8 protein-coding genes are annotated in these 7,067 nt (G+C 67.3%); 2 read left to right on the top strand and 6 right to left on the bottom strand.

What is annotated here, in order from left to right:
• Window positions 1-136: 136 nt before the first annotated feature.
• Window positions 137-1,048, top strand: coding sequence for a DMT family transporter (locus ACH2CY_RS25960; protein ID WP_395022789.1), 912 nt, complete (start codon window positions 137-139; stop codon window positions 1,046-1,048).
• A 268-nt stretch (window positions 1,049-1,316) separates the two neighbouring features.
• Here ACH2CY_RS25960 and ACH2CY_RS25955 read toward each other — a convergent pair whose 3' ends face one another.
• Window positions 1,317-1,760, bottom strand: a complete 444-nt coding sequence (locus ACH2CY_RS25955; RefSeq protein ID WP_395022788.1) for a MarR family winged helix-turn-helix transcriptional regulator — start codon at window positions 1,758-1,760, stop codon at window positions 1,317-1,319.
• Window positions 1,761-1,852: 92 nt separating this feature from the next.
• Here ACH2CY_RS25955 and ACH2CY_RS25950 point away from each other — a divergent pair, with 92 nt between their 5' ends.
• Window positions 1,853-2,527: a glutathione S-transferase family protein gene (locus tag ACH2CY_RS25950; RefSeq protein ID WP_395022786.1), complete on the top strand. Its 675-nt coding sequence runs from the start codon at window positions 1,853-1,855 to the stop codon at window positions 2,525-2,527.
• Between the two features lie 3 nt (window positions 2,528-2,530).
• Here the strand turns inward: ACH2CY_RS25950 and ACH2CY_RS25945 are convergent, their stop codons facing one another.
• The 5 genes from ACH2CY_RS25945 to ACH2CY_RS25925 are packed head-to-tail and all read right to left on the bottom strand — an operon-like array spanning window position 2,531 to window position 7,004.
• Window positions 2,531-3,322 carry an SDR family oxidoreductase gene (locus ACH2CY_RS25945; protein WP_395022785.1) on the bottom strand — a complete coding sequence of 264 codons (792 nt, stop codon included), beginning with the start codon at window positions 3,320-3,322 and terminating at the stop codon, window positions 2,531-2,533.
• Between the two features lie 31 nt (window positions 3,323-3,353).
• A complete protein-coding gene (locus ACH2CY_RS25940) occupies window positions 3,354-4,367 on the bottom strand; it encodes a Gfo/Idh/MocA family protein (protein ID WP_395022784.1) in 1,014 nt (337 codons plus the stop codon).
• A complete protein-coding gene (locus ACH2CY_RS25935) occupies window positions 4,364-4,882 on the bottom strand; it encodes a GNAT family N-acetyltransferase (RefSeq protein WP_395022783.1) in 519 nt (172 codons plus the stop codon). The genes ACH2CY_RS25940 and ACH2CY_RS25935 overlap by 4 nt, the downstream gene beginning before the upstream one ends.
• The gene (locus ACH2CY_RS25930) at window positions 4,879-5,619 is read right to left on the bottom strand and encodes an acylneuraminate cytidylyltransferase family protein (protein ID WP_395022782.1); all 741 of its coding nucleotides are present in this window, start codon (window positions 5,617-5,619) and stop codon (window positions 4,879-4,881) included. Before ACH2CY_RS25930 ends, ACH2CY_RS25935 begins: the two co-directional genes overlap by 4 nt.
• Window positions 5,616-7,004: an aspartate aminotransferase family protein gene (locus tag ACH2CY_RS25925; protein WP_395022780.1), complete on the bottom strand. Its 1,389-nt coding sequence runs from the start codon at window positions 7,002-7,004 to the stop codon at window positions 5,616-5,618. The genes ACH2CY_RS25930 and ACH2CY_RS25925 overlap by 4 nt, the downstream gene beginning before the upstream one ends.
• Between the last annotated feature and the right edge of the window lie 63 nt (window positions 7,005-7,067).

Here is a 7,067-nt window from a genome sequence, read left to right as displayed (position 1 = left end):
GCGACAAACCTGAGACGCTCGTCCACGACCGAACACTCCTTCCAAGGCATCGACACCCCCCAAAAAACCGGGGAAAGTGTTACCTATGTGTCCGGTACGATCTGTTACCTATGTGTCGGGCCGCTCAATCCCAACCATGTCCGCCAATCCCGTTTTCGCACGCCATAGTCTCGGCATCCTCTGCTACCTGGCCGGGGTGGCGTTTTTCGCCCTGAACGACGCGCTCGGCAAATACCTGGTGGGCGACTACAGCGTCGCCCAGCTGCTGTTCGTGCGCGGGCTCGGCGCCGTCGCGGTGCTGGTGCCGATCATGCTGGTGATGCGCGTGAGCTTCCGGCTCAAAGGTCCCTGGTGGGTGCATGCGATCCGCATCGGGCTGCAGACCGGCGACAGCTACTGCTTCTATTTCGCGACCTGGCATCTGCCGCTCATCGATGTGATGACCTTCTATATGTCGGCGCCGATCATCGTGACCGCGATCTCCGGCCTGTTCCTCGGCGAGCGAGTCGGGCCCTATCGCTGGAGCGCGGTCATCGTCGGCTTCGTCGGCGTGGTGATCGCGCTGGCGCCGGGCAGCGAGGAAGCGTCGGGCGATGTGCTGCTCGGCTCGGTCATCGCCCTGATCGGCGCCGCGAGCTTCGGCGTCTCCCTGGCCATGACCCGGCAGCTGCGCGACAACCATCCTTTCTCCCTGGTGGTGTCGCAGTTCATGGTCGGCGGGATTGTCGGCGCGATCCTCTGCCCGCTGGGCTGGGTCGCGCCCACGGTGACGGATTTCGGGCTGATGCTGATCCTCGGCATCGTCGCCGCCGGCTGCTTCCTGCTGATCGCCCGGGCGCTTGCTTTGGCGCCGGCCTCGCTGCTGGCGCCGTTCCAATATTCGGCGATCTTCTGGGCCGGCCTGTTCGGCTGGATCTGGTGGCAGCACGAGCCGACGCCGCGCATCATCCTCGGCAACGCGATCCTGATCGCCAGCGGCCTCTTCGTCTTCTACCGCGAGCGGCGCCTCGCCGTGCATGTCAGCGACAAGGTCGAGCAGATCCCCTGAGCGATTGGGGGTCGGCTGGAATTCTCGCTCCATTGCCGCGCCATCGCCGCGACGGACAAGCGGCGCTCTCTGTGCTATAAGTAGCTCGCTGTTTGACATCGTGAACGCGGCGCCGGCAGGCACATTGGGCGAGCGGGCCTGGCCCGGAGCGCCGCGAAATCGTGACCGCGCAACCCATTGTCGCAGAAAGGATTGCTGCACCTGCAACACGGACAGGACCCGGACAGCGAAAATTTTTCATGCATGAGAAGCGGGGCTCAGGCGCCAGCTATGCAATCAGCTTCTGAAGAAGACGGGCGAGCTCGACGGCTTCCGCAGGGCGCAGCTTCGCGCCGACATGGCGCTCGATTGCCGGGCCATAGACCTTCCAGACGCGCTTCTGCATCGCACGTCCCTCGGCGGTGATCACGACCAGTTGGCCACGCCCGTCCTCGGGATGCGGCAGGCGCTCGACCAGGCCGGCTTTCACCATCCGATCGATCAGCCGCGAGGCGTTGTATTGCGCAAGCAGGGTGCGCTGCTCGAGTTCCAGCGGGCGCAGCCGGCCGTCGGCGGTGCGGCTGAGCTCCAGCAGCACGTCGTACCAGGAGAGCGGGGGGAGGTCGGCGGCCTTGAGCTCGGCCTCGATCTTCTCCAGCACGCTTTGCCCGGCCCGGACCAGGCGGGCCCAGGCGGTCACCGCCGCGTCGGAAGGCTCATGCTTCATGCGCATGGGATCTATCACATAGATGCATCTGCATCAAGATTGACCGATCGATGCAGCTGCATTAAATAGATGCAATTGCATGAAACGGGAGACCCGCCATGGAACGCCTCACCTTGGTCAGCCACCACCTCTGCCCCTATGTCCAGCGCGCGGCGATCGCGCTGGTGGAGAAGGGCGTCGCCTATGACCGCGTCACTGTGGATCTCGCGAACAAGCCCGACTGGTTCAAGGCGCTCTCGCCGCTCGGCAAGACGCCGGTGCTGCAGGTGGGCGCGACGGCGATCTTCGAATCCGCGGTGATCCTGGAATACCTGGAAGACACCCAGCCCAAACCGCTGCATCCGGCGGATGCCTTGCGCCGCGCCGAGCACCGCAGCCTGATCGAGTTCGGCTCGGCCATCCTGAACGACATCTGGGCATTCTATTCGGCGCCGGATGCGACGGTCTTCGACGTGAAAAGGAAGCAACTCGCCGAGCGCCTCGCCTGGCTGGAGCGGCGACTGGTGGCCGAGCCCTGGTTCGACGGCGCGGATTTCTCTCTGGTCGATGCCGCGTTCGCGCCGGTCTTCCGCTATTTCGACGCCTTCGACCGGATCGCGGATTTCGAGATCCTAGCGGGGTTGGAGCGGTTGGCGCGCTGGCGCGGATCGCTGGCGGTGCGGGCCTCGGTCAAGGCCGCGGTCGCCGCCGACTATGACGCGCGGCTCCGGCGCTTCCTGCTGGCGCGGGGCTCGCACCTCACGCGGCTGATGCAGGCGAAGGAAGCGGCGTAGCGGCTACCAGGCGGTCCAGCCGCCATCGACCACGATGTTCTGGCCGGTCACGTAGGCGGAGAGATCGCTGGCGAGGTAGGCGACGGCGCCGATCATGTCGTTCTCGCGGCCCATGCGCCCGAGTGGCGTGCGGGCGACGTAGCGCTCGACGAACTCCGGCGGCTGCCCGCGGGCGATGCCGCCCGGCGTCAGCGCGTTCACCCGCACTCTCGGCGCGAGGCTGGTCGCAAGCCAGCGGGTGAGCTGGATGAGGCCGCCCTTGCTGGCCGCGTAGGCGGCGGGATTGCCGAGCGCGGTCCCGCTGTAGAGACTGAGGTCCGGACCGACCAGTCCATAGATCGAGGCGATGTTGATGACGCTGCCGCAGCCGGATTCCGCCAGCAGCAAGGCCGCGGCCTGGGTCAGCGCGAAGACGGCGGTGAGGTTGACGTCGATGGCGCGGCGCCAGGTCTCGACCGACTGCTGCTGGAACGGCACCGCCCAGCCCTTGAGCGCGCTGGTGCCGACGAAGGCGGCATTGTTGATCAGGATGTCGAGCCGGCCGAATTTCGCCTTGACCGCATCGGGCAGGGCGACCACGGCGGCTTGGTCGGCGAGATCGGCGGGGAAGGGCGCGCAAGCCTTGCCATGCGCATCGGCCACCTTTTCGGCCTCGTCCGGCTGGAGGCCATGCACCGCGACCCGCGCGCCCATCTCAACCAAAGTTGCAACCATGACGCGTCCGAGATGTCCGGTGCCGCCGGTCACCAGCGCAACCCGCCCATCGAGATTCATGAGTTCCGAGAGGCGGGTCATGGAACCTGCAACACCCCGCGCCGCGCTGCCGTCACGCGGCGTCCAGTGCAACGGGTTGTCCGGCCGATGCCGATTGCCGCGCCGCCTCGATGATCTGCAGCGTCTCGATCCCGTCTTCCAAGCCCACGCGCGGCGGATGCCCCGATTGCATCGCTGCCAGCAGGTCCGTCAATTCAGCGCTGTAGAGCTGATTGCGGTGCGCGACCGCCGGAAACGGGATGAGGCTATCGCCGTCGCGGTGATGCAGCGTCAGCTGTCCCGCAATGAAATCCAGCTCCAAGGTTGCCTCGGTTCCGACCACGGTGAAATTGCGCCGCGCCGGCCGCTGCAGCAGATCGAGATGAATGCTCGCGACCATGCGCTCCCCGCCGCGATTGTGATGCAAGACCATCTCGACCGTGTCCTCGACGTCGATCTCGAGATCCCCCAGCCGGTCAAGGCTCGCGACCACCGAGACTGGCATGCCGAACAGCGCACGGACAAGGTCAATCTCATGGCTGAGCTCGAGCAAGGCGCCGCCACCGAGCGCCCGCTGCGCCGAGACCGTGTGTCGATAATCCATGCCGGGTCGCCAGTCGGGGAGGTATTGCCCGACCTCGGCACGGACCGAGAGCGGCCGCCCGATCGCGCCGGCGGCGACCCGCTCGGCCAAGGTCTGGAAGCCGGGGTGATAGCGCAAGGTATATCCGACCAGCACCGGCAGGCGCTTGGACCTGCAGAGCGCGGCGAGCTCGGCGCAGCCGTCCAGCCGGTCCGAGACCGGCTTCTCCAGCAGCATGGGAATGCCCGCCTCCACGAGCCTGCGGGCAAAGCCGACATGGGTCGGCGCCGGACTGGCGATGACGGCGAAGTCCGGCTTGGGGTTGATCGCTGCGGCCAGATCGCTGACCACCCGATCGAATTGCGTCGCGACCGAGGCTTCCAGCTCGGGCGGATTGGGCTGGCGCATCAGCGTGACCAGAACCTGCGGCAGGGTCTCGCGGATCACCTGCAGGTGGCGCCGCCCGATGCTGCCGGAGCCGACCAGGAGGGCGCGCTTGATCATCGCGCCAGCGTCCAATGATAGCCGAGGGTGGGCAGCGGCATTCCGGCCACGTCCTCCAGGCGACTCTCCGAAAGCCGCCGGCCGCCGCAGCGCTCATAGAAGCCACGGGCGGCGAAGTTGCCTTCCAGGCACCAGATGACCGCCTCGGTCATCCCGCGGCGGCGGAAGGCGTCGAACGCGGCTTCGATCAGCGCGCGGCCGACGCCCTGCTCGCGCCAGTCGGTCTCGACGTAGAGCGCGTAGACCTCGCCGCAGCCCGGCCCGCGGCGACCGCGCGCCGAGCCGATGATCGCATAGCCGGCGACCTCGCCCTGCGCATCGGCGACCAGGGTGCTTTCCACCCGGCTGGTGCGGCTCCAACGCGCCGCCTCGATCTTCGGGTTGAGTCGCGCGAGGTAGTCGGCAGGCAGCAGTGCCGCATAGGCATCGCGCCAGGCTTCGACATGGATGCGGGCGATCTCCTCGGTGTCGTCCGGGCGGGCGGGGCGGACCTCGAAGCGATCGCCGACCCTCATGGCCGGCCGCCCTGCTGCAGCAGGAACTCCGCCAGGCGGAAGTCCATCTCGGTGTCGATATCGACCGCACGCTCGCGCGGGATCTCGATCGTGGCGTTGCGACCGCCCCAGATGCTCTCCGATTCCCGGATATAGGCCGGACTGGTCACATAGACCCCGGCGACGATGTCGTAGACGGTCGGCGCCTTCTGCCGACCATGCACCACCGCCTCGGGCGGCTTGGTGAGCGAGGCCTCGCCGGTCGGGGCGAGCTCGACCATGTTGTAATAGGGATTGGCGTGCGACGGCGTCACCGAGAAGACGATATCCGCATTGCCCTTGCGGTAGAGCGCGATCGCGCGGGCGACATCATGCTCGTTGCGCAACGGGCAGACCGTCGGCACCGAGACGAAGATGTCGATCGGCTTGGCGCCGGGCTGGTTCTCGATGAACTCCACCGCATGACGCCAGGCCTGCCACTCGCGCGCGGTGTCCGAGGCGAGCTCCGGGGGACGCAGGAACGGCACCTCGGCGCCCTCGGCCCGGCCGGCATCGGCGATCTCCTGGTCGTCGGTCGAGACCACGACCCGCTTGATCGCCGGCACCGCCTTGGCGCAGCGGATGGCGCGGGCGAGCAGCGAGACGCCGCCCAGCGGCCGGAGGTTCTTGCGCGGTACACCCTTGGAGCCACCGCGCGCGAAGATGAAGGCGACGACGTTGGCGCCGGCGGACTTGCCGGAGGATTTCGCAGCCGTCATCCGACGCTCGCCATCACTTGGCCGAGGCTCTTGGCCAGCTTCTCGACGATCTCCACCAGCTCTTCCTGCGTGGCGATGTAGGGCGGCGAGAGGATCACGATATCGCCGCGCTTGCCGTCCACGTTGCCGCCGACCGGATAGCAGATGAGCCCGTTCTCGAAGGTCTGGCGCGTCACCTTCTGATAGAGCATGCGGTCGCGCGGGTAGGGTTCCTTGGTGGCGCGATCCTTGACCAGCTCGACGCAGAGGAAATAGCCGCGGCCGCGGATGTCGCCGACATAGGGGCGGTCGCCCAATGCGTCGCTCAGCATCCGCTTCAGCAGCAGCCCGTTCTCACGCACCTTCTCGAGCAGGTTGTCGCGGCGCACGATCTTCTGCACCGCGACGCCGGCGGCGCAGCCCAGCGTATGGCCGCTGAAGGTATGGCCGGTGAGCAGACCGCCGAAGCGCTCATACATCGGGCCGCGCAGGCGCTCGTGGTAGATCGCGGCCGAGAGCGGCACATAGCCGCCGGCCAGGCCCTTGGCGACCGCCATGATGTCCGGCTCGACGCCGTCATGCTGCAGCGCGCGCCAGGTGCCGGTGCGGCCGGCGCCGCACATCACCTCGTCGGCGATCAGCAGGACGCCATGGCGGTCGCAGATCTCGCGCACCCGCTTGGCATAGCCGGGCGGGGCGGGGACGCAGCCGCCCGCCGCACCGACCACCGGCTCGAAGATGAAGGCCGCCACCTTGTCGGCGCCGAGCCGCAGGATCTCGTTCTCCAGCTCCCGGGCGCAGAAGGCCGCGACGTCTTCCGGGAACACACCCTCCGGCGGGCGATAGACATTGGCGGGCGAGATCAGGCTGGCGGGAGCGAGCGCGCCTTCGAAAGCGGCGCGGCGGTCCAGGAAGCCGGAGATGGAGAGCGCACCCAGCGTGTTGCCGTGCCAGGAGCGCTCGCGGGCGATGAAGCGGCAGCGCTCGGGCTTGCCCAAGGCGGCGTGATACTGCAGCGCGATCTTCAGGCAGGATTCGATCGCCTCGGAGCCGCTGGAGCAGAAGGTCATGTGCTTCAATCCGCCGCCACACGACTCTGCGATCATCGCGGTCAGCTCCTCCAGCGGATCGCTGCTGAAAGTGTAGCGGTAGCCATGGGCGATGCGGTCGAGCTGGTCCTTGATCGCGGCATTCACCTCGGGATGGGAATGCCCCAGGGCAAAGACGGCAGGCCCGCCGGAACCATCGATATAGCGCTTGCCGTCCTGGTCGAAGACATAGCAGCCCTGGCCGTAGGCCACTTTCGGGAGCTGTTGTTGCGTTTCCCAAGTGGCCCGAACCGGTTCCGGGATGGCCGGTGTTGCGTCCCCTTGGGTTGCATGACCGATGGCCTGCGCGCTAGACATGATCTTCCTGACACTGTTGTGTGGGCAGTGAAGCCCGCCCAGCGTGCAGGTGTCAACTTCGGC

This window comes from Dongia sp., from assembly GCF_041905885.1.
In the GTDB taxonomy this organism is placed as follows: domain Bacteria; phylum Pseudomonadota; class Alphaproteobacteria; order Dongiales; family Dongiaceae; genus Dongia.
Note: the sequence above shows the minus strand (reverse complement) of the source record. Positions and strands in the feature narration are given on the sequence as shown.